Origin of the sequence: Chitinophaga sp. GbtcB8, from assembly GCF_019091455.1 — a bacterium.
In the GTDB taxonomy this organism is placed as follows: domain Bacteria; phylum Bacteroidota; class Bacteroidia; order Chitinophagales; family Chitinophagaceae; genus Chitinophaga.
This window is the reverse complement of record NZ_JAGXJN010000024.1, coordinates 76,466-99,220: the sequence shown is the minus strand read 5'-3', so window position 1 is coordinate 99,220 and position 22,755 is coordinate 76,466. Positions and strand designations below refer to the sequence as shown.

General features: G+C 49.0%; 18 protein-coding genes. 12 read left to right on the top strand and 6 right to left on the bottom strand.

The genetic code is table 11. The features are described 5' to 3' along the window. Positions 1-3: 3 nt before the first annotated feature. From KVT36_RS20085 to KVT36_RS20050, 8 genes are all read left to right on the top strand, one after another. Positions 4-783, top strand: a complete 780-nt coding sequence (locus tag KVT36_RS20085; protein ID WP_217605245.1) for an enoyl-CoA hydratase-related protein — start codon at positions 4-6, stop codon at positions 781-783. 155 nt (positions 784-938) lie between these two features. Further along, the gene (locus KVT36_RS20080) at positions 939-1,382 is read left to right on the top strand and encodes a hypothetical protein (RefSeq protein WP_217605244.1); all 444 of its coding nucleotides are present in this window, start codon (positions 939-941) and stop codon (positions 1,380-1,382) included. Between the two features lie 191 nt (positions 1,383-1,573). Further along, complete coding sequence (locus KVT36_RS20075) at positions 1,574-2,026, top strand: response regulator (protein ID WP_217605243.1); 453 nt, start codon at positions 1,574-1,576, stop codon at positions 2,024-2,026. A 35-nt stretch (positions 2,027-2,061) separates the two neighbouring features. Continuing rightward, entirely contained in the window at positions 2,062-3,264 is a 1,203-nt protein-coding gene (locus KVT36_RS20070; protein WP_217605242.1) for a response regulator, read from the top strand. A 10-nt stretch (positions 3,265-3,274) separates the two neighbouring features. Continuing rightward, complete coding sequence (locus tag KVT36_RS20065; protein WP_217605241.1) at positions 3,275-6,877, top strand: response regulator; 3,603 nt, start codon at positions 3,275-3,277, stop codon at positions 6,875-6,877. A 23-nt stretch (positions 6,878-6,900) separates the two neighbouring features. Continuing rightward, complete coding sequence (locus tag KVT36_RS20060) at positions 6,901-7,266, top strand: response regulator (protein WP_217605240.1); 366 nt, start codon at positions 6,901-6,903, stop codon at positions 7,264-7,266. Beyond that, positions 7,250-8,089 carry a protein-glutamate O-methyltransferase CheR gene (locus KVT36_RS20055; protein ID WP_254640104.1) on the top strand — a complete coding sequence of 280 codons (840 nt, stop codon included), beginning with the start codon at positions 7,250-7,252 and terminating at the stop codon, positions 8,087-8,089. Before KVT36_RS20060 ends, KVT36_RS20055 begins: the two co-directional genes overlap by 17 nt. Further along, positions 8,071-8,652, top strand: coding sequence for a chemotaxis protein CheB (locus KVT36_RS20050; RefSeq protein WP_217605239.1), 582 nt, complete (start codon positions 8,071-8,073; stop codon positions 8,650-8,652). The genes KVT36_RS20055 and KVT36_RS20050 overlap by 19 nt, the downstream gene beginning before the upstream one ends. Positions 8,653-8,915: 263 nt before the next feature. Here KVT36_RS20050 and KVT36_RS20045 read toward each other — a convergent pair whose 3' ends face one another. Next, positions 8,916-11,198, bottom strand: a complete 2,283-nt coding sequence (locus KVT36_RS20045) for a Tex family protein (protein ID WP_217605238.1) — start codon at positions 11,196-11,198, stop codon at positions 8,916-8,918. A 651-nt stretch (positions 11,199-11,849) separates the two neighbouring features. On the opposite strand from KVT36_RS20045, the gene mazG reads away from it, so the two are divergent. Beyond that, positions 11,850-12,620: a nucleoside triphosphate pyrophosphohydrolase gene (mazG, locus tag KVT36_RS20040; protein ID WP_217605237.1), complete on the top strand. Its 771-nt coding sequence runs from the start codon at positions 11,850-11,852 to the stop codon at positions 12,618-12,620. 160 nt (positions 12,621-12,780) lie between these two features. Continuing rightward, positions 12,781-16,554 carry a HAMP domain-containing sensor histidine kinase gene (locus KVT36_RS20035; protein WP_217605236.1) on the top strand — a complete coding sequence of 1,258 codons (3,774 nt, stop codon included), beginning with the start codon at positions 12,781-12,783 and terminating at the stop codon, positions 16,552-16,554. A gap of 75 nt (positions 16,555-16,629) precedes the next feature. On the opposite strand, the gene KVT36_RS20030 is transcribed toward KVT36_RS20035, so the two are convergent. Further along, complete coding sequence (locus KVT36_RS20030; RefSeq protein ID WP_217605235.1) at positions 16,630-17,010, bottom strand: helix-turn-helix domain-containing protein; 381 nt, start codon at positions 17,008-17,010, stop codon at positions 16,630-16,632. A gap of 121 nt (positions 17,011-17,131) precedes the next feature. Between KVT36_RS20030 and KVT36_RS20025 the strand changes: the two genes are divergently transcribed. Then, complete coding sequence (locus KVT36_RS20025) at positions 17,132-17,518, top strand: DoxX family protein (RefSeq protein ID WP_217605234.1); 387 nt, start codon at positions 17,132-17,134, stop codon at positions 17,516-17,518. A gap of 106 nt (positions 17,519-17,624) precedes the next feature. Here KVT36_RS20025 and plsX read toward each other — a convergent pair whose 3' ends face one another. The 3 genes from plsX to KVT36_RS20010 form a co-directional block, all read right to left on the bottom strand. Beyond that, positions 17,625-18,575 (bottom strand): phosphate acyltransferase PlsX, encoded by a 951-nt coding sequence (gene plsX / locus KVT36_RS20020; protein WP_217605233.1) that lies wholly within the window; start codon positions 18,573-18,575, stop codon positions 17,625-17,627. Between the two features lie 166 nt (positions 18,576-18,741). Further along, positions 18,742-18,936: a 50S ribosomal protein L32 gene (rpmF, locus tag KVT36_RS20015; RefSeq protein ID WP_089915028.1), complete on the bottom strand. Its 195-nt coding sequence runs from the start codon at positions 18,934-18,936 to the stop codon at positions 18,742-18,744. A 91-nt stretch (positions 18,937-19,027) separates the two neighbouring features. After that, complete coding sequence (locus KVT36_RS20010; protein ID WP_217605232.1) at positions 19,028-19,564, bottom strand: DUF177 domain-containing protein; 537 nt, start codon at positions 19,562-19,564, stop codon at positions 19,028-19,030. Positions 19,565-19,800: 236 nt separating this feature from the next. Here KVT36_RS20010 and KVT36_RS20005 point away from each other — a divergent pair, with 236 nt between their 5' ends. After that, complete coding sequence (locus KVT36_RS20005; protein WP_217605231.1) at positions 19,801-21,861, top strand: response regulator; 2,061 nt, start codon at positions 19,801-19,803, stop codon at positions 21,859-21,861. On the opposite strand, the gene KVT36_RS20000 is transcribed toward KVT36_RS20005, so the two are convergent. After that, a complete protein-coding gene (locus KVT36_RS20000) occupies positions 21,862-22,746 on the bottom strand; it encodes a fructosamine kinase family protein (RefSeq protein ID WP_217605230.1) in 885 nt (294 codons plus the stop codon). It abuts the gene before it with no gap. Between the last annotated feature and the right edge of the window lie 9 nt (positions 22,747-22,755).

Sequence of the window (22,755 nt, the reverse complement as noted above, 5' to 3'; positions counted from 1 at the left end):
TAGATGCAACCGGAATTTATAATCGTACACCAACAGGTAGCAACCTACGTTGCGCACATACAGCTGAACCGCCCCAATGCACTCAATGCCCTTAACCTGCAACTGATGACAGAGCTGAAAGCAGCCCTGCAAACACTGGACGCCGACGACCAGGTTCGCGCAATCATCATCAGTGGCAATGAAAAAGCATTTGCAGCCGGGGCCGATATTACACAAATGGCAGGTAAAAGCGCCATAGACATGTATAACACCGATCAGTTCAGCACCTGGGACGCCATCAAAAAAACCAGGAAACCCATCATAGCAGCCGTAAGCGGTTTTGCACTGGGTGGGGGCTGTGAGCTGGCCATGCTCTGCGATATGATAGTAGCCAGCGAAACCGCCCGTTTCGGACAGCCGGAAATTAAGATCGGCGTAATGCCTGGCGCAGGGGGCACCCAGCGCCTTACCAGGGCCGTAGGTAAAGCCCTGGCCATGGAAATGGTGCTCACAGGACGTTTTATCACCGCCGCAGAAGCCCTGCAGGCCGGGTTGGTTAACCGTATAACGCCTGTAGAGCTATACCTGGAAGAAGCTATAAAACTGGCAAAGGAAATAGCCGGAATGAGCCCCCTAGCCACCAAAATGGCCAAGGAAGCCGTGCTTAAAGCATTTGACAGCAGCCTGGAGGAAGGGTTGCACTTTGAACGTAAGAATTTTTACCTGCTGTTCGCATCTGACGATCAGAAAGAAGGTATGCAGGCGTTTATAGAAAAACGGGCGCCGCACTTTACAGGTAAATAATAACTATTGGCAGAAGCAACACACACCTGAACCCCGGCAGCACCCAAAAAATTGTAATTGAATTAATGAGAATCGCTACCATAACTATGAGAATGCTGTTGCCTTCACTGTTTTGCATACAGCTGTGTGCATGCAAGCCTGTTATACCCAAAAAAATGGAACAACGCCGGCCGGATACCACCATCATACCCTCTGCCGACACCATGATACCGGTACCGGATACCATTATGGCCGATGAGATCACCTCCTGGAGCCGTTTTGAGGACTATATTGGCCGTTATGCCGGCGAGGTGGACCTGCTGGATAAAGAGCCGCTGAAAGAACGTTTTCACCGCCTGCTGAACCGGGACAGCCTCCTGTTCTTCCAGCGCTTCCAGGTAGCCCCGCCCATAGAAATAGAAAACAATATCTTCTATAATGAAGGCTGCCAGCCGCATAACTGCGGTAGGGACGAAGCCGCCCTGGTAATAGATATGAGCCGCGATATTATTTATGCCGGCATAGCCGTAAAAGGACGGGTAAAGATCTATGCAGAGAAAAAGGATACCGCCTACCCCCAGCGCCTGCGGGAATGGAAACAAAAATTCCAGGCAAAATAACCGGATGCAGTAAATTGTTTTTATATTTAATATTCGTTTATACCTCTATTCAATTGTAAGATCCGCCGTACACCACAACACGGGGAGGGACGCACGTCCAAAAATGCCGCATACGCGGAGGGGACCATTATGGCAAAAACACTGATACTCCTCAGATTGAATTAATTTTGCGCGAACAAGAGATCGATTATATGAAGAATCCAACTACATTTTTGCTGGTTGATGATGATTTAGACGACACGTCATTATTTGAAGAAGTATTGCAGCAGGTAGACCCCGCAGTAGTGTTTGCTTCCGCCGCCAATGGGCACGAAGCGCTGGCTGCATTACGGGAAGGTATTACCCGGCCGGATGTTATTTTCCTGGACCTGAACATGCCCCGCATGGATGGCCGCCAGTGCCTGGCAGCCCTTAAAGAGGATGATGCCCTTAAACAGATACCGGTGATCATGTACACAACCTCCTCACAGCCAAAGGATGTAGAACAGGCCATGCAGAAGGGCGCGGTGAGCTTTATTACCAAACCCACCAGCCTCAGAGAGCTGCAGGAGATCCTGGAAGCCATTGCAGGAAATGTACATCTTGACCTGCACACAGCCCTCAAAACCCTGCGGCAGACCGTACCCGCCTGCGTAATTTGCTGACGCTGGTTTTATTAATGTTTTTCAGTCATCCCAGTATGATCTTGATCGTTGACGACAAACAGGAAAATCTTTACTCGCTAAAAGCTTTGCTCCGCCTCAATCTCTATGAGGTAGACACTGCCACCTCCGGCGAAGAAGCCCTGAAAAGGATACTCAGGAATGAATATGAGCTCATTATCCTGGATGTGCAAATGCCCGGCATGGACGGCTATGAAGTAGCAGAAACCATTACCGGTTACAGCCGCTCCAGGGACATTCCCATCATTTTCCTGTCCGCAGTAAATATTGACAAACGTTTTGTAACCAAAGGATATGCCTCCGGCGGAGTGGATTATATTACCAAACCCTTTGATGCCGACATCCTGCTATTAAAGGTAAAAACCTTTACCCGCCTGTACCGGCAAACAAAAGAGCTGAATGATATAAAAGAAACGCTGGAGCAAAAGGTGGAAGAGCGTACCAAAGCCCTGGTGCAGGCCAATAAAGAGCTGGAGCTTAGCAATGCAGAGCTGCAGCAATATGCCTTCATAGCCTCCCACGACCTGCGGGAGCCGCTGCGCAAGATCATTACCTTCAGCCGCCTGGTAATAGAACGGTTCCTGGGCAGCGATCCGGAAGCCCTGCAGTATATGAACAAGGTCATATCCTCCTCAGAGCGCATGCGCAGCCTTATTAACGACCTGCTTAGCTATTCCCACCTGGCAGAACAGCCCCGGTTCAATACCTGCAACCTGAACCAGCTGGTACAGGAAACCATGGCCGACCTGGAAGTAGCCATTAAGGAAAAAGAAGCCGTGCTGCAGATCAGCCACCTGCCCGTCATTGAAGCCATCCAGGACCAAATGCGGCAGCTGTTTCAGAACCTGGTCAGCAATGCGCTTAAATTCTCTAAAAAAGATACCCCGCCTGTTATTAAGATATGGAGTGAGCTGATAGACCAGCGCTCCCTTACCGCCGGCATTTCCGGCAAAGGCGCCTGGTGCCGCATCTATATTTCCGACAACGGAATAGGGTTTAATGAAATGTACCTCGATAAAATATTCCACATGTTCCAGCGCCTGCATGGCAAAGATGAATATCATGGTACCGGCATCGGCTTAACCATCGTAAAAAAGATCATCCAGAAACATAACGGCCTTATCTCTGCAGAAAGCAGGGAAGGCCAGGGCGCCACCTTTATGCTGGTGCTGCCGCTGAAACAAACCGCCATATTAGAAACAGAAACACAGGGACTATAAACGTATATACATGAACGAATCATTCAAAAGGAATTTAATAATCACTTACGGCCTGTCCCTTTTCCTGGTGATCATAAGCTCTGTAGCATCTTACATGAGCATCCATAATTTGCTGGAAGGGCAGGGATTGGTAGACCATACCAATAACTTGATCATGAAGGTGGAGCAGATCTCCTCTGCTTTAAAAGATGGGGAAACCGGGCAACGGGGATATCTGCTCACCGGCAAAACGGAGTTTTTAGATCCTTATAATGGCGCCCGTGACCGCGCCCTCACTACGCTGAATGAAGTAGAAAAGCTTACGCTCGATAATCCCAGGCAGCAACAATCCCTGCAGCAGCTGCGCGACCTGGTGGTGCAACGTTTTGCCCTGTTACGGGATATTATTGACAGCAAAAAAAGAGGCGTTGCAAATAATGAGCAGGACCTGACACAGGGTAAAGTGCAAATGGATGAAATACGCCGCCTGATAACAACCATGCAGGACCGGGAACAGGCACTGCTTAAACTACGTACAGAAAAAACAAACCGTTTTGCAGCATACACGCCGGTGCTTATTATCATAGCCTCCCTGTTATCCCTGCTGGTAGCCATTGTATCCTTCCTGCGGGTGAATGCTGATTATGACAGAAGGGTAGCGCTGCAGCTTGCCCTGGAGCAAAAAGACATTGATACCTCTAACCGCCTGGCTATTATCCAGGGTATTGCAGACAAGATCTCCGGCGGTAACTACCAGGTACGGGTAAGCGATGAAGGGAAGGATGTATTGGGCTCCCTGGGTGTGGCCCTGAACAAGATGGCACAATCGCTGGACTATTCCTTCGCCACCCTCTCGCACAAGGAATGGACACAAACCGGTATTGCCAGCCTGAATGAAAAAATGATCGGTGAAAAACAGCTGGATGTTCTGGCCTATAGCATTATTGAATTTATTACAGACTATACCGGCTCCCAGGTAGGCGCCGTTTATTTGCTGAAGGATGAGGAAACCCTGGGCCTGACTGCCAGCTATGGGTTAAATAAGGACAGCGCTAAAAAAACATTGCTGCTGGGCGAGGACCTGGCCGGGCAGGCCGCCTTATCCGGTAAAGACCTGCTGTTGGAAAATATAGCGGATGCCGCACTGGTAGTGAACCATGCAGCCGGCAGTATTAAGCCGCAAAACATTATAGCCGTACCTCTTATTCATGAACGCCGTTTAAAAGGAGTAATGGAGCTGGCTACCCTGGACACTTACAGCTCCGTGGTACGCGAATTCCTGAAAATAGCATCCTACAATATAGGCCAGGCCATTCACAGCGCACAGGACCATCAGCGCCTGCAGGACCTGCTGGCCGAAACACAGGCCCAGTCAGAAGAATTGCAGTCGCAGCACAGTGAGCTGGAGAATATTAATACAGAGCTGGAAGCCCAGTCGCAGAAGCTGCAGGCCTCTGAAGAAGAGCTGCGCGTACAGCAGGAAGAGCTGCAGCAGGCCAACCAGGAGCTGGAAGAACGCAGCCGCCTGCTGGAAGAAAAGAATGAGCTGATCCTGGAACGCAATTTTGAGATCCAGGCTAAGGCAGAAGAGCTGGCCCAAACCACTAAGTACAAATCAGAGTTCCTGGCCAATATGTCGCATGGGCTGCGTCCGCCGCTCAACTCCATCCTGCTGCTTTCCCGCCTGCTGTCAGAGAACCATGCCGGTAACCTGCTGAGCGACCAGATAGAATATGCCACAGTGATCCGCAGCTCCGGTAATGGCCTGTTAACGCTGATAGATGAAATACTGGACCTGTCCAAGATAGAATCCGGTAAAATGGAGCTTGAATATGAGTATGTAGATATTGAAAGTGTAACAGGGGAAATGAGCTCCCTGTTCGGCCCCATTGCAAAAGATAAGAACATTACCTTCCGCATAGCAGCAGCAGACGAGCTGCCTAAAATGCTGGAAACAGACCGCCTGCGCCTGCAGCAGATCCTGCGCAACCTTATTTCCAATGCGCTGAAGTTCACCGCCCGCGGCGCAGTTACCCTGCACATCACCAAAGACGTTCATACCATTTCCTTTGCCGTACAGGATACCGGCATTGGTATACCGGCAGATAAGCAGCAAACTGTATTTGAAGCCTTTCAGCAGGCAGATGGCTCTACCCGCAGAAAGTACGGAGGCTCCGGCCTGGGATTGTCCATTAGCCGGGAGCTGGCCAAGCTGCTGGGAGGCGAGATCAGTTTGGACAGTGAGGAAGGCAAGGGCAGCACTTTCACGCTTACCCTGCCCCTGCAAAAAGGCGCCTCCATTCATCCCGTTAAACCCATTATCCCGGCCCCTGTGCAGGAAGAGATCACAGCCTCACAGCAGGAAAAACCGAAGGAAGATGAGCTGGTGAAAGATCTGCAATTCCTGTCAGCGCATATTCCGCCCGCAGTTCCGGATGATCGTGATAACATAAAAGCAGGTGAAAAGGTGATCCTGATCATAGAAGATGATACCGCCTTTGCCCGCTCCCTGCTGGACTATACCCGGCAAAAAGGGTATAAGGGAATTGTAGCCGTAAGGGGCGATGAAGGAGTAGAGCTGGCCCGCCGTTTCCGCCCCCTGGGCATTTTACTGGATATACAGCTGCCCGTAAAAACCGGTTGGGAAGTAATGGAGGAATTGAAAGCCGATGCAGCCACCCGCCCCATTCCCGTGCACATGATGTCGTCTTACCAGGCTAAAACCCGCAGCCTGTCACGCGGTGCAGTAGACTTTATAAATAAGCCGGTAGATATAGATAAGCTGAGCGATGTGTTCCTGCGCATAGAACAGGCGCTGAGCAGGCACCCGAAAAAGGTATTGATCGTAGAAGAGAACCAGAAACATGCACAGGCCCTGGCCTATTACCTGGATGGATTTAACGTGCATACACAGATCCGGACCACGGTAGGCGATGGCATCACAGCCCTTAACCGCAGTGAGGTGGATTGTGTGATCCTGGATATGGGTGTGCCCGCGCAGCACTCATACGACGTACTGGAGGAAGTAAAGAAATCGCCGGGGTATGAGAACCTGCCCATTATTGTGTTCACAGGCCGCAACCTTTCACATGTGGAAGAAATGCGCATTAAGCAATATGCAGATTCGATCGTAGTAAAAACAGCGCACTCTTACCAGCGCATCCTGGATGAGGTATCCCTTTTCCTGCACCTGGTAGAAGAGAATACAAAAGACCGCAGCGTAACCCGCTATAAACGTATGGGCGCTTTAAGTGAGGTGCTGAAGGGTAAGGTAGTGCTGGTGGCGGATGATGATGTACGCAACATCTTCTCCCTCACCAAATCGCTGGAAGCCTATGGCATGAAGGTGATCTCCGCCATAGATGGCAGGGAAGCGCTTAAACAGCTGGATGAAGTACCCAGCGTAGACCTGGTGCTCATGGATATGATGATGGCGGAAATGGATGGATATGAAGCCACCCGCCGCATCCGGCAAATGCATAAGTACCGCAACCTGCCGGTAATAGCGGTAACTGCCAAAGCCATGACCGGCGACCGCGAGAAGTGTATCAATGCCGGCGCATCCGACTACATTACCAAACCGGTGGATGTAGACCAGCTGGTGTCCCTGTTACGGGTATGGTTATATGAATAACTCCAAAAGCAATATATAAGGGAATGCACAGCATATTAATAATAGACGACGACAGCCGGAATATTTTTGCCCTCACCGCCGTGCTGAAAGCCAGGGGTTTTCAGTGTGAAACCGCCACCGGTATGCAGGAAGCATTTGCATTGCTGACAGCCGGAAATACGATTGGCATCATTTTAATGGATATGATGATGCCGGACATGGATGGGTATGAGGCCATTCCTATACTCAAATCATCGCCCCAATGGCAGCACCTGCCGGTAATAGCCGTTACCGCACAGGCCATGGCCGGCGACAGGGATAAATGCCTGGCCGCCGGGGCCGATGGTTATATCTCAAAACCGGTAGACATAGATAAACTGCAGCAGCTGCTGGATGAGTATGCACGATAAAATGGAAAATAGTGTGAAGGATGAAGAGCTGGACCTGCTGCTGGATGAATTGTTCCGCAGCTATGGCTATGACTTCACCAATTACGCCCGCGCTTCTTTAAAAAGAAGGGTGAGTCGCCTGATGATCATAGACCGCTTCCCCAGTTTTGCAGAGCTGTTATACCGCGTACGCCAGGATCCTGCCTACCTTACCCGTATGGTGGAAGAGCTAACGGTGAATGTAACGGAAATGTTCCGCGATCCCCAGGTGTTTAAGACCATCCGGGAAGAGGTGCTGCCCATACTGGCCACACATCCCTTTATCCGCATCTGGCACGCCGGTTGTGCCACAGGGGAGGAGGTGTATTCCATGGCCATTCTGCTGGATGAGGCTAACCTGCTGCACAAATCACTGCTGTATGCAACAGACCTGAACCCAACAGCCATTGAGAATATCCGCAAAGGCGTGTTCCCGATCAGTGAAATGAAACAATACTCAGAGAATTATATTCTTTCCGGCGGTAAGCATGATTTTTCAAAGTACTACACCGCCAAATACAACTGGGCCAAATTCGACGACCGTTTAAAGGCCAAGATGATCGTAGCTACGCATAACCTGGTCTCCGACCGCTCCTTCAATGAATTTGTATTGATCTTTTGCCGCAACGTGCTCATTTATTTTGATAAGTACCTGCAGGATAATGTGCTCACATTATTTGACGACAGCCTTGAAAAGCTGGGTTTCCTGGTGCTGGGTTCCAAAGAGAATCTGCGCTTTAGCCCCATAGCCCGTAAGTTTAAACAACTGGAAAACAGGGAAAGAATATGGCGGAAGGTGATGTAAGTAAATACCGGATGGTGGTGATCGGCGGCTCTGCCGGCAGCCTGGATAGCATCCTGAAGATCGTGGCTGCCGTACAGGAAGCGGTAGATGTTGCCTTTGTAGTGATAGTACACCGCGGCAAAGGCGGCGATTCTATTCTGACAGATCTGCTCTCCTCCCAAACAACATTGGTGGTAAAGGAAGTAGAGGATAAGGAGCTCATTTTACCGGGCACCATTTACATAGCCCCGCCGGACTATCATTTACTCCTGGAAAACGAGTATACTTTTTCACTGGATGCCTCTGAAAAAGTGCACTATAGCCGCCCCAGCATAGATGTAACTTTTGAATCAGCCGCCCTCGTATATGGCCCCGCGTTAGTAGGCGTATTATTATCCGGCGCTAATGCCGATGGCGCTGTAGGCCTCAAGAACATTGCCGATGCCGGCGGTTTCACCATTGCGCAGCAACCCGCCACCGCAGAAGTAGGCTATATGCCCCAGCAAGCCATAAACCTGACCAAAGTAAGCGTAATCCTGGAAGGAGAAGACATTGGCATATTCTTAAGAACGCTATTAAAATAAGAATATAAAATTTCAAATGTAAAATGCTAAATGTAAAAGGGAATGCAGCGATCAACTGCATTCCCTTTTACATTTAAATTCTATTCTCCGATATCTCCAATATCTCCAATGTCATCAATATCGCTAATGTCATCAAGGCCCAAAGCCCGGCACCACAGTAGCAAAAAAGCTCAATCAAGGTACCACTCCGCAACCGGGCGGTAACCGGTTGCGGTCCCCTTTTTGGTTCCTTTTTGGGGAAGCAAAAAGGAACAAAGAAAAAATTAATTAAACTTCTTCCTCAACTCCTGCAGCTTAGCCTGAAAATCATTCAACGGCGCAGCTGCCGCCTGCTTACCAGCAGGCTTGTTACCGCCGCTGTTATTATCGCGGCGTTCTTTCCGCGGTGCACCGCTGTTGCTGCCACCTGCCGCCGGCGCCTCATTATCTTTCATAGATAAGGAAATGCGTTTGCGGGAAGCATCTACTTCCAGCACCGTTACCGTTACTTTCTGATTCAGCTTCACCACCTCGTTAGGGTTGCCCACAAATTTGTTGGAAAGGTGGGAAATGTGCACCAGCCCATCCTGCTTAACGCCAATATCCACAAAGGCGCCAAAAGCGGTGATATTGGTTACTACGCCGGGCAGTGTCATACCGGGTTTTACATCTTCTATCTTATGAATGCCTTCTGCATATTCAAAGATGGCTATTTCATCGCGCGGGTCGCGGCTGGGTTTATCCAGCTCTTTCAGAATGTCTTCCAGTGTCAGCAAGCCTACTTCTTCACTCACATATTCTTTCGGATTTATCTTTTTACGCAGGTCTTCCTTAGCCATCAGCTCCTGCACGCTGCACTGCTGTTTGGCAGCCATGGCTTCTATCAGTCCATAACGTTCCGGGTGCACGGCAGAGTTATCCAGCGGGTTGTCGCCATTTTCAATGCGGAGGAAGCCGGCGCACTGTTCAAAAGCTTTTTCGCCCAGGCGGGGTACTTTCTTCAGGGATGCACGGCTCTTAAATGCGCCGTTCTCTTTACGGTACTTCACAATGTTTTCCGCCAGGGAAGGGCCCAGGCCGGAAATATAGGCCAGCAGGTGTTTGGAGGCGGTGTTCAGGTTTACGCCCACATTGTTTACGCAGCTTACCACCACACGGTCCAGGCTTTGTTTCAGGTGCGACTGGTTCACATCGTGCTGGTATTGCCCTACACCAATTGATTTGGGATCTATTTTCACCAGCTCTGCCAGCGGGTCTATGAGCCTGCGGCCGATGGATACTGCACCACGTACCGTTACATCATGGTCCGGGAATTCTTCACGGGCCACTTCAGAAGCGGAGTATACGGAGGCGCCGCTTTCGTTCACCATAAATACATTGATCTTGGTGCCAAAGTCTATCTTCTTTACAAACTCCTCTGTTTCGCGGCCTGCAGTACCATTACCTACGGCAATGGCCAGGGTGTTATATTGTTTGGCCCATTTTTTCAGCAGGGCTTCTGCATCATCGCGTTTGTAGTTCTTTTCCAGGGGATATATTACATCGTTATCCTGCATATTGCCCTGCTCATCCAGCACCACTACTTTACAGCCGGTACGGTAACCCGGGTCAATGGCTATTACGCCCTTGGGGCCCAGTGGGGCTGCCAGCAGCAGCTGGCGCAGGTTTTCAGCAAATACGTCAATAGCTTCAGTATCAGCTTTTTCTTTAGCCAGCGCGCGGAACTCGTTTTCCAGCGAGGGGCGCAGCAGGCGTTTATACGCATCCGTTATAGCCTTGTTCATTTGTTCCCGGGCTGCAGCGCTGCCTTTCACAAATTGTTTCTGGATGATCTCCAGGGCTTCATCTTCCACCGGCATTACGGTAGCGTACAGGAAACCTTCTGTTTCCCCGCGCAGGATGGCCAGTACACGGTGAGAGGGGATGGCCGGCAGCTCTTCCTGGAAATCAAAGTAGTCTTTGTATTTCTGTCCTTCTTCTTCTTTACCTTCTATTACTTTGGAGGTAAGCACGGCGGTGTGGGTGAACAGCTTACGCAGCTTATCACGCAGCTCCGCGTTCTCGTTGATCCATTCGGCAATAATATCGCGGGCGCCTTTCAGGGCTTCGTCTGCAGAAGCAACTTTATCATTTACATATTGGGCGGCCAGGGTATCCAGCGCAATGTCTCCCTGCTCAAAAATAATTTTGGCCAGCGGCTCCAGGCCTTTTTCAATGGCCGTGGTAGCGCGGGTTTTACGTTTGGGCTTGTAAGGCAGGTACATGTCCTCCAGTTCCGTAAGGTTCCAGCTAGCTTCCAGCTTGCCCAGCAGCTCCGGGGTCATTTTTTCCTGCTCCGTGATGGTTTTAATGATAAACTCACGGCGGTCATCCACTTCCTGGTAGCGTTTCTTCAGATCTTCAATACGGGCGATCTGCACTTCATCCAGGCTGCCGGTTACCTCTTTCCGGTAGCGGCTGATAAAAGGTACCGTAGCACCTTCTGCCAACAAGTTCATGGTATTTTCTGCCTGCCTGGCAGCAATACCTAATTCCGCTGAAATGAGTGCGATGTGTTTGGTATTCATGAATTAACTAATAAAGAATAATTAAAAAGTAAGCTTTTGTAAAAACCGGTCGCAAATGTAACTAAAATGGCTTTTCCGGCAATCGAAAGTTGTTAACAGGCGGGGGCGCCTGTGGCGCCGGTCCATGGTCGATGGTCTATGGTCCATAGCCCGGTGCGCGGAGGCGGTGGTTCGTATACCGGCCGGCCCGCATTCCTCAGCTCAAAGCCCGCAGACTACCCACACAGTTTATAGTCCGCTGCCTGGTCCGCGGAGGTAACAGCTCATGGAATATTCCGGTCTTATATAACGTATTGCTCCTGACTATCTGTATTATATCGTATGTTAAATAATGGCCTTTTAAACCGTTTAGCCTGGCACATCCCCGCTACAGCTCTCCGCTGCAAATAAACACCGCCTCACTGCCAACCAGTTACACTCCCCATCTTTCCTTCCTCACTTTCAACACCTCCCGCACACACTATGCCATCAACTCTCACCACCACCTCCCCATGCACCCAGCCATCAACCCTAATCATGGACCTCTCAGCAGTGGGCCGTGGACTGATCACGCACCACTTCCCCCACGCACCAGGCAATGGACCATCGACTATGGACCATGGACTCCCGCACTGCCTCTGGTCCGTGGACTATTTTTACTACATTTATCCAATGGAAACGCTAAAAACCGCCTCCTTTCAACAGCTGCTCAATATTATGGACGATCTCCGGGAAAAATGCCCCTGGGACCGGAAACAAACCCTGCAATCACTCCGGCAGCTTACCATTGAAGAAATGTACGAGCTGGCCGATGCCATCACAGAAAACGACTGGCAATCCATAAGAGAAGAGCTGGGCGACCTGCTCCTGCACATTGTGTTCTACGCCAAAATAGGAACCGAGCAGCAGCAGTTCACTATAGACGATGTCATTACCGGTATCTGCAACAAGCTCATTCACCGGCACCCGCATATTTATGGTGATGTGCAGGTAGAAAATGAAGAGCAGGTAAAGCAGAACTGGGAAAAGCTGAAGCTGAAAGAAGGAAAAAAGTCTACCCTTAGCGGCGTACCCGTATCCCTGCCGGCCCTGGTAAAAGCCATGCGCCTGCAGGAAAAAGCCAAACAGGTAGGTTTTGAGTGGGATAATACCCAGCAGGTAATGGATAAAGTGCAGGAAGAGCTGCAGGAGCTGCAGGAAGCCCTGCAAACCGGCAACCAGCAGGAGGTGGAAGATGAATTTGGCGACCTGCTGTTTTCCCTGGTCAACTACTCCCGCTTTTTGAAAATAGATGCAGAAAATGCGCTGGAGCGCACCAATAAAAAGTTTATACGCCGCTTTCAGCAAATGGAAACCCTGGCCGCACAACAGGGGCGCCAGCTTGCTGATATGACCCTCACTGAAATGGACGGGTTATGGAACGAGGTAAAAACAAAAGAATAATATGCAAATATGCAGATGTGCAGATGTGCAAATGGGGGAACGCAGGAAATGAACAATTGAATATCTGTACATCTGAAACCGCACATTTTTTCATCACCTGCACATTTATATATTCGCATATTTGCACATCTGCATATTTGCACATCTGCCCATTGATTTCATGTTAGACATTAAAGAAATACGCCTTTTTTTCCTGCGGCATGGTTACCTGCTGATCATAGCCGCATGGTTATTCACCTTTGCTTTTTTGTTCAGCAATTACTGGTCGTACTACTCATCCCCGCAGGGGGTAAAGCGGAGCCTGGAAAGAAGCCTGCATAACCGGGAGCTTTCCTTTGAGCAGCTGGCCGCCGATACCCTCACCATGAGGCACCTCTTTCAGCGCAATTATAATGAACAGGAGCTGAAAGCGCTGCACAACCGCGACTACTACGTATATGCATATGACAGCACCGCCACCGGCCGCTGGCTGCTGTTCTGGAGCACCAACCTGGTTCAGCCGGACGACCTGCAGCCTTTGAAACAAGGCTCTGGTTTTGCAAAGCTCAAGAACGGTTATTATGAAGTGTTGTGCCGCAAATTACCCGGCGCGCCCGGGCATAGCCGCTACCTGGTAGGGCTGCTGCCGGTAGCCATGGAATACAGCATCAGCAATGATTACCTGGTAGATCACTTTTTTGATAAGCCGGCCCTGGGCAAGGAATACAGCATACAAATGCGTCCGCCGGGCATACCGGTGCTCAATAACAGGAACATCATTTTATTTTACCTGTACTACGATCCCGCGCTGGATGCAAGCCCGCCTAACCTGCTCAGCGTTATACTGCGGGTGCTGGGCTGTATTTGCGTGCTTATATTCCTGAACCTTTTTGCCACGCTGCTGGCCCGGCATAAGAACCCCCTCATGGGATTCCTGTACCTGCTGTTCATGGTAGGCACGCTGCGGGTACTTAGCTACGTATACCCCTTCCCGTTTAACCTGCGGGCTCTCAATATCTTCATGCCCTACATTTACGCCAAGGATGAGATCTTTCATTCCCTGGGCGATCTGTTGCTGAACGTATTGCTCACTTTCTGGATGCTGCTGTTCTTCCGGGAGCACGTAAAAACCATTAATGCGCCGGCGCTCAGGTACAAATGGCAGTCGTGGCTGGTGATTGCCCTGGCCAGCCTGGTAATGTTTATTGTAGGGCAGTTCCTGTCAGAGCTGATCCAAAGCCTGGTAATAGATTCCAAGATATCCTTTGACGTAACCAACCCTTTCAGCCTCAATGAATACAGCCTCATAGGCTTCATTATACTGGGTTTTATAGCCTTTAGCTTTTTATTCTTTTCGCAGATCATTAACTTCCTGCTGAATGAGCTTACACAGTCGCGGCACCGCACTAAATACATATTCTTAGGCGCAGTAGGCATCTTGTGGCTGCTGTTCCGCATTCATAACCCGGAGATCCCGTACTTCACGGTAATGGTATTGTGGCTGCTGTTTTATGTAATGCTGCTGGACATGTTCTCCTCCCGTTTTGAGAACAGCCTGGCAACTGTAGCATTTGTATTCTGGCTGGTGCTGCTTACGGTTACTACCTCCGCCGTACTGGTATATTATAATAACAAAAAGGAATTAAGCCAGCGGGAGCGCCTGGCCATTAACCTCTCCAAACAGCGCGATCCCTACCTGGAAATGCTGTTGAATGATGTGAACCGCAATGCCGGTGACGATGAGCTGATGCAGCTGTTCTTCCAGGACCGCCGCAGCTCCAGCCAGCTGCCACGGGAAATGCTGGAAAATGAGCTGAAGCAAAAGTATTTCAAAGGTTACCTGAGCCGTTTTAATCTTACCTTTTATTTCTTTGATGAAAATGGCTATCCCGTATACCCTTCCGATACGGCCAGCCTGTATTCGCTGAACCCGCGCATTCTGCGGCAGTCAGACCAGGTAGGTAATGATAACGACCTGTATTATAATGAGCGCAGCTTCAATGATTACAGCTATATTGGTAAACAGGTATTTTACCGGGATAGTGTGATCATTGGCTCTATGGTGTACGAGCTTACACCCGCCGTGGTAAACCCGCAGAAGCTGTACCCGGAGCTGCTGGTGGACGGGGAGCTGAGTGATCCGGAGAAAGAATCAGCCGCCGCCTATTCCTACGCTATTTATGATAAGAACATCCTGGTAAGCAATAACAACGATTTTCCTTTTCCCATAAAGCTGTATAACAGCGATATTCCTTTAACAGATGTATCGGAGAAAACGGTGAACGGCCATTCTGTACTCATTTACAAAGCCTCGCGGGATAAGGTGGTGATGGTGGTAAAGGAAAGCCGCAGCTTTATTGAGTTCATAACGTTGTTTGCTTACATGTTCTGCCTGTTCCTGCTCATTATTGTTATTTACAGGCTGCTGGATCTGCTGGTAAAAGCGCGGATGCGCATAGGGCAGCTAAGGGCGCTGGTGGATGTAAGCATCCGCCGTAAGGTGCATGGCACGGTGATTTTTGTGGTGGTATTTGCATTCATCATCCTGGGGGGCACCACCATCCTGTTCTTCATTAACCGTTCGGAAACAGAGAACCGGGAGCGCCTCAGCAAAACCATGAACGAAGTAGCTCATGATGTGGAAAAGGAGTTTTACACCCAGCGTATGTTTGATGAGCTGGAGGACCTGTACGATCCGGTATTCCAATCCGGCCTGCAATCATCAGTAAGTGATATTGCGGAAGACCGCGCGCTGGATATTAATATTTATGACCGGGATGGCAACCTGGAAGTAAGTACCCAGCCTTTAATGACGGAGAAGGGCTTGTTATCCCGCAAAATGCACCCGGCAGCCTATTTTCATATGTTCCGCCTGAACCGTATACAATTCATACAGGAAGAAAAAATAGGCAGCATGCGGTACCTTTCCGGTTATGTGCCCCTGCGCAATCCGAAAGGAGAGGTGTTTGCCTACCTCAACGTACCTTATTTTGCCACGCAAACAGAGCTGAACCAGCAGATCTCCAACTTCCTGGTAGCGCTGATCAATTTTAATGCATTCATCTTTTTAATAGCCGGTATGCTGGCGCTGCTCATCACCAATTCAATTACCAAGTCATTCTCATTGGTAACGGAAAAGCTGCGCCATGTGAACCTGGGCCAGCGTAACGATGAGATAGAGTGGGAGAAGGACGATGAAATAGGCGCCTTGGTAAAGGAATACAACAAAATGGTGCGCAAGCTGGAAGTGAGCGCGGTAAAGCTGGCCAAGAGTGAAAGAGAGGGGGCCTGGCGCGAAATGGCCCGGCAGGTAGCACATGAGATCAAGAACCCGCTTACCCCCATGAAGCTGAGCATCCAGTATTTACAGCGGGCCGTGGGAAATGATAGTCCTAATGTAAAAGAGCTTACCAATAATGTAGCTCATACGCTGGTGGAGCAGATAGAGCACCTCTCCAACATTGCCTCCGACTTCTCTGCATTTTCCCGTATAGGCGAAGCCGTTAACGAGGTATTGCTGCTCAATGAAACGCTGCACTCCCTGCATGCGCTGTACCAGGGCCAGCCCGGCTGTGAGATCCGATATGATGAGCCCACGCAGCCCTATTATGTGTATGCAGATAAAACGCAGATGAACCGCCTGTTCACTAACCTGCTGCAAAACGCCATACAGGCTATCCCGGAAAGCAGGAGCGGTAATATAATAATGCATATGGAAGCCACGGAAGACCGCCAGTGGGTAATTGTAAGCGTGCAGGATAATGGTGAAGGCATTTCCCCGGAAATACAGTCCCGCATTTTTGTACCCAACTTCACTACCAAAAACTCCGGTACCGGCCTGGGATTGGCTATGTGTAAGAACATTGTAGAGCAGGCCCGCGGGGAAATATGGTTTGAAACCCGCATTAATACAGGTACCACCTTTTTTGTAAAGCTGCCGTTAGTTGAGCATTAGCTACGCGCGGGGTGTTCTCCGTATGGCCGTAGCCGTAATGGCGGCACATATTGTTGGGCATTAGCTACACGCGGATCATTTACCGTTAATGATCTTTTCCCGGTGCATGTAGCCCCATTCCGCCAGCGCGCCCATCACGTTCTTCAGCGTAGCGCTGTAGGGGGTAAGCGTATATTCCACCACCACCGGTGTTTGCGTATGCACGGTACGCGTTATAAACCCGTTCAGCTCCAGCTCTTTCAGCTCATTGGAAAGCACCCGGGCAGAAATGCCCTCAATGGCGCGTTGCAGCTCATTAAAACGTTTATGGCCATGCCCCAGGGCAATAATAACGCGCAGTTTCCACTTCCCGCCGATCACGTATAATGCATCGCCCACGGCCCGCAGGTGATTGCTGCATTCAGTTGCTGTTACCGGTTCAGTGAAGGGCTGTTCCTCTAAAGTATCAAATGGCATATCTCACAGTTTTAACTAACCTAAAGGTTACTACTAACCTGTTGTATAGTACTAATAAATGGTTATCAAATGTACCTAGTTTTGCATTCTTAAACTAATGGAACAGAAAATCTACTGAAACATGAAAGCAACAAAGATCATTTACTGGATAACCACGGCAATTGTGGCGTTAATGATGACCTTCTCGGCCTATTCTTATTTAACACAGCCGGCCATTACTGAAGGTTTCCACCACCTGGGTTATCCTGATCACTTCCGTGTAGAGCTGGCCATTGCCAAGCTCATAGGGGCCATTTTACTGCTGGCGCCTGTAGCGCCCCGTATTAAGGAGTGGACCTACGCCGGGTTCACCTTCACCTTTATTGCCGCCTTCCTGGCACATACCGCTGCCGGCGATCCGGTGGCCAACCGTATTATGCCGCTGGTGTTCCTGGGCATACTGGCCGTGTCTTACCTGCAATACCATAAGCTGCAGAAGGGCGTGCAAAAAACAGTGCCGGCGCATTAACAGTCTGTTAAACAAGGCCTTTTGTTCAAATAACTACCCAATAAAAAAGAGCGTGTATCCGTATGGGTACACGCTCTTTTCTTATTTGCCGTTAGCAGTGAGTTGGTTAGCTCTGCTTTCCGTTAAAGCTTTCTTTGATCTTTTCCAGCAGCTTGCTCTCTATCATCTGCTGCGCCAGTGTGATCATATTCTTAAAGGCTGCTGCTTCTGAAATACCATGGCCAATGATCACCGGCTGGGATACGCCCAGTACCGGGGTACCGCCATAGGTTTCAAAATTAAAGCGGTCCAGGTATTCATCCCTGATATTGCGTTTTACCGCTATCTCATGGAACGATTCTGCCATTTTCAGCACTACGTTGCCGGTAAATCCTTCACATACGATCACATCTACCTTGTTGCTGAAAATATGGCGGCCTTCTATATTGCCCGTAAAGTTCAGCTGCGGATGTTCTTTCAGCAGGGGATAGGTGGCCTGTGCCAGCAGGTTACCCTTGCCTTCCTCTTCCCCAATGTTCAGCAAACCCACAGTGGGGTTATCCCTTTTCAGGATATGCTTGGCATACAGGGAGCCCAGTATAGCAAACTGTACCAGGTTTTCCGGTTTACAGTCCGAATTAATGCCCACATCCAGCAGCAAACCAAAAGTACCGTCTTCCCGGGGAACGGGGGTGCTGATGGTAGGCCTTTGTACGCCTTCTATGGCTTTAATGGAATAAAAGGTACCCACCATCATGGCGCCGGTATTGCCTGCGCTGATGAAGGCATCTATTTTCCCGTTCTGTAAAAGGTGAAATCCGATGGCAATAGAGGATTGTTGCTTTTCTTTAAGTGCTTTGGTAGGGTGCTCATGCATGCCAATCACCTGCGGGGCATGTATGATAGTATAGTCTGATGCAGGGATCTGCGCTTCTGCAAGCAGGGGGGTGATGGCTTGTTCATCCCCTAAGAGTACCAGGTGCGCTTTGGTGGCAACAGTTTCTAAAAATAATTTTACTCCTTTTACTGCTTCCTGGGGGGCATAGTCGCCTCCCATCATATCAAGCCCAATTCGCATTGTAACGTTAGTTTGTCTTAAGGTAGAATACACAAAAATTACGAATTTATCAATTACGAATTACGAATTAAAACATAGCGAAGATAATCATCCGCTTCATCCCAATTCGTGATTCGTAATTTAATAATTCGTAATTAACTTAATACCCGCTGGTACGAAAGTAAAATTATTTAGCGCTGTTCTGTTTCTCCAGCACTACTTTTCCTTTGTAGTATAATTTGTCTTCTACCCAATGAGCACGATGTCTCAGGTGCACTTCTCCGGTTGCGCTATCAGTGCTTAAAGTATCCGCAACAGCCTTGTAATGCGTTCTTCTCTTAGCTGATCTTTGCTGAGAGTGTCTGCGTTTAGGATTTGGCATTGTATATCAATTTAAGATTTCAAAGTTTAGATTTACTTTCCCTGATTTACGATTCCGGTTTAAGCTGAAAACCGTAAATCTAAGATCGTTCTTAATTTTCCCGGAACTTGTCCAGGTCTTTCCAAATTGGATTCTTATTATCTCCCGCCTGCTGGTTCATTTTGTCCAGCATATCCAGCACCTTTGGATCACAACCGCTTTTCCCGTTGGCATCATCCGGATGGATGCGCTGCATGGGAATGCTGAGGTTAATGTATTCATAGATCAGATCGGCCACATTAAAGTGCGATTCTGTTTTTGAGATGTAAGTCACATCCGGATCTTCATCGTTTTGCAATTCATCCGGATTCTCTACCAGCTTCACTACCTGGTCAAAATCATCCCAAAGCTGTAATTCAAACGGTGCCCCGCATCTGTCACAAATTACCGTTATTGTGCCGCCTATTTCGAATTTTAGCATGAAAAAGCTGCTTTTTTTATCAAATTGCAGCTTTACCGTTGCATTGCAGTTACTAAAATCCTGCGGACCGTAATTTTCAAAAAAACTATCCGTAATTTGGTACTGAAAGGCATGCACTCCGGGTTTCAGTCCTACAAAGGCTATATCAAATTCACGGAGTGATTTCATCTGATTAAAATTTGATGTCAAAGTCAGATGGAACGTGCGCAAAGTTATTTACTTTTAAGAAAAGAACTAGGGCTCGTTTCCTATAAAACAGTCCTCCACTTTTAGAGGGATGCAAAGGTAGCAAAATTATTGTAAATGTAAAAATTTCCTAAATTTGTTGATTATCAATGCATCGAGCCTGTGCTGCTGTCTGTGAAAACATTTTCCTGTACACTCTATCCCGTGAAAAATGAACCATGAAGGCCAAAGTTAGACTGGGACACCGAAAAACACCTTTTGTAACCGCCAATATGCCAAATTCGGAGGAACAGGCTATCTTTTCCCTACCCATCTCAGAATTTCTGCATAATACCAGCGCCGGGGTATTGATCACCAATGCCCAAAATTACCTCATCTGGGTCAATCCTGTTGTGATCAGTTCGTTTGATATTGGTCCTGCAGGCGAATATATCCTGAATAAATCCTACCAGGAAATTATCAGCTTTTTCCGCCCATATATCATTGACCCGGAGGGATTTGAAGAGAAAATGAAGGAGCTGCGCCTCCGCCAGAAACCCTATTATGGCTGGCCGGTGACTTTTATAGACGGGCGCGCCATAGAGATCAGCTACCTGCCCCTGACGGAGAATGGCCGGTACAAGGGCAGCATATGGCAAATTGTGGATGTAACCCGGCACCGCCTTATGCAGCGGGAGCTGGAACGGGCCCGGCAGGATGCGGAAGAAGCCCAGAAATACCAGAAAGAGTTCCTGGCCAATATGAGCCATGAAAAACGCACCCCCCTGAATGTGATCATTGGCATGGCCCACCTGCTGGAAGAAACCCACCTGGACCTGCGGCAGCTGGAATATGTAAAAACGCTTAAACACTCCTCCGGGATCCTGCTGGGCCTTATTACCGATATACTGGACATTTCCCGGATAGAGGCCGGGGAGCTGCAGGTAAGCCAGCGGGAATTTAACCTGGGTGAGCTAATCCAGTCATTAAAGCATACCTTTGAGCTGAAAATTGGTCAGCGGCCGGTTAAGATATCAGCCACGGTAGATACCCAGCTACAGCACCTGCTGGTAGGAGACGACCTCCTGCTGAACCAGATCCTGATGAATTTGTTGGGGAATGCAGATAAGTTCACAAAAGAAGGGGAAATAATACTAACTGCCACGCTGGAAAGCTGGCAGGAGAATAAACTATGGGTGCGGTTCCGGGTTTGTGATACCGGCATCGGCATCCGGAAGGACAAACTGGAGCTGGTTTTTCAGAATTACAAACAGGCAGAAAAAGAGATCCGTGAAATTTACGGTGGTACAGGTTTAGGACTGGCCATTGCGAAACAGCTGGTAGAAAGGCAGGGCGGCAATATACTGGTAGAAGAACATCCCGGCTACAGTACCTGTTTCTCATTCAACCTTCCGTTCATTGACACAAATAAACCGGCAATATCCGGCGTGCGGTACGGCCCGCGGCGCAGGCATATTGATTTCGGGGGGGCCAGGTTACTGGTCATTGAGGATAATCCTATGAACCTCCGTTACATCATTAGCCTGCTGGAAAAATACCATATCCATTGCCAGCTGGCCACCAATGCTCCCGACGCCATTTATTTCCTGGACAACCGGCATTATGACCTGATCCTGATGGACATCCGCATACCTGGTATGGATGGATTTGAGCTGACCAAACGGATACGCGCCGACGAAAAGCTGCCCAACGTAGCCACCCCTATTGTAGCTACCACCGCAGTAACTATGGAAAGCACTGCCACCATGGCCCGTACTATTGGAATAACAGATATCCTGACAAAGCCTTATACGCCGGATCAGTTATTACAAATACTCAACAAATACCTGAACGAAGAAGAAACTGCCTTAATAATGGAGGAAGCAGAAGAACTGCACATTAATGGTTACGAGTTCCACCAGGAGCTGAACGCCAGGTACCTGCGTACTTTGTATGAAAACAACATTGCTTACGCCGCAGACCTGTTTGAGATCTTTATCAAAACCATCCGTACGGAAGTACGTAAGCTGGAAAACTATGTGCATGAAAAAGACCTGGAAAACCTGAAGAACCAGGTGCATAAGCTAAAACCCAATTTTGCCATGGTAGGCCTTACCTGGCTCACAGATAAGATCCAGGAGATGGAAGATACCCTCCGCGAAGATCCAGACAATCCGGTTGAGAAAATAGAAGCCCTTTATGCCGACATCTCTGCCGATATGAACAAATACTTCCCGATCATTGAAGATGAGTTTGTAAAAATGCTGCTGTTTATTGAAGAGCATGGGGTGAGGAGGTGATCAATCCCACTCCTTCAGCACTCCTTTAATACTATCCACATAGTTGCCGCCGAATAACAGCGCATGTACCAGCATGGGATACAGCTGGCAAATGCCTATACGTTGCTGCCAGCCATTGGCCAGGGGGTATATGTGTTCGTAGGCATAATAAAAGCGGGTATCAAAACCACCGAACAGGCGGGTCATGGCCAGGTCCATTTCCCGGTGCCCGTAATACACGGCCGGGTCATAAATACAGGCTTTGCCATCCGGGCCTACCATAAAATTGCCGGACCACAGATCGCCATGCAGCAGGGCCGGCGCTTCTTCCGGGAAAATAGCCGGCAGCCGTTTACAGAGCTTCTCCAGCTGTTTAACCGTAGCCTTTTCCAGCACACAACGGTCGTAGGCCTGTTTTACCAGGGGCATCAGGCGGTTAAAGGCATAGAACACCGGCCAGGTAGTGTACGGTGTGTTAAACTGTTTAAGCGTACCTATATAGTTGGATTCAGGAAATCCGAAGTAGGATTGTGTATTACGATGCAGCTTGCCGAGGGAGCCTGCGAACTGCTCCCAGAAATCGTGGGTAACACCGCCCTTTTTCATAAAGCTGGTCACCAGGAAGCCGCGGCTGTGAATATTGCCGTAGCATACCGGTTCCGGCAGCGTAAAAGTATTGGTTTTACGCAGCGCTTCCAGCCCGCTGTACTCTTTGGCAAACATATCGGGATAACGGCGGCCATCGTTAATTTTCAGGAACCAGTTGCCTTCATTGGTATCCAGGCGGTAGGTTTCATTAATATCTCCGCCATTGATCCTTTCTGCCTGATTAATCTGTATTTTCACCGCCAGTTTTGCAGATAGTTGTATAGACAGTTCGTTTAGAAAAAGTGCATCTGCCTTCATTTTTCGGTT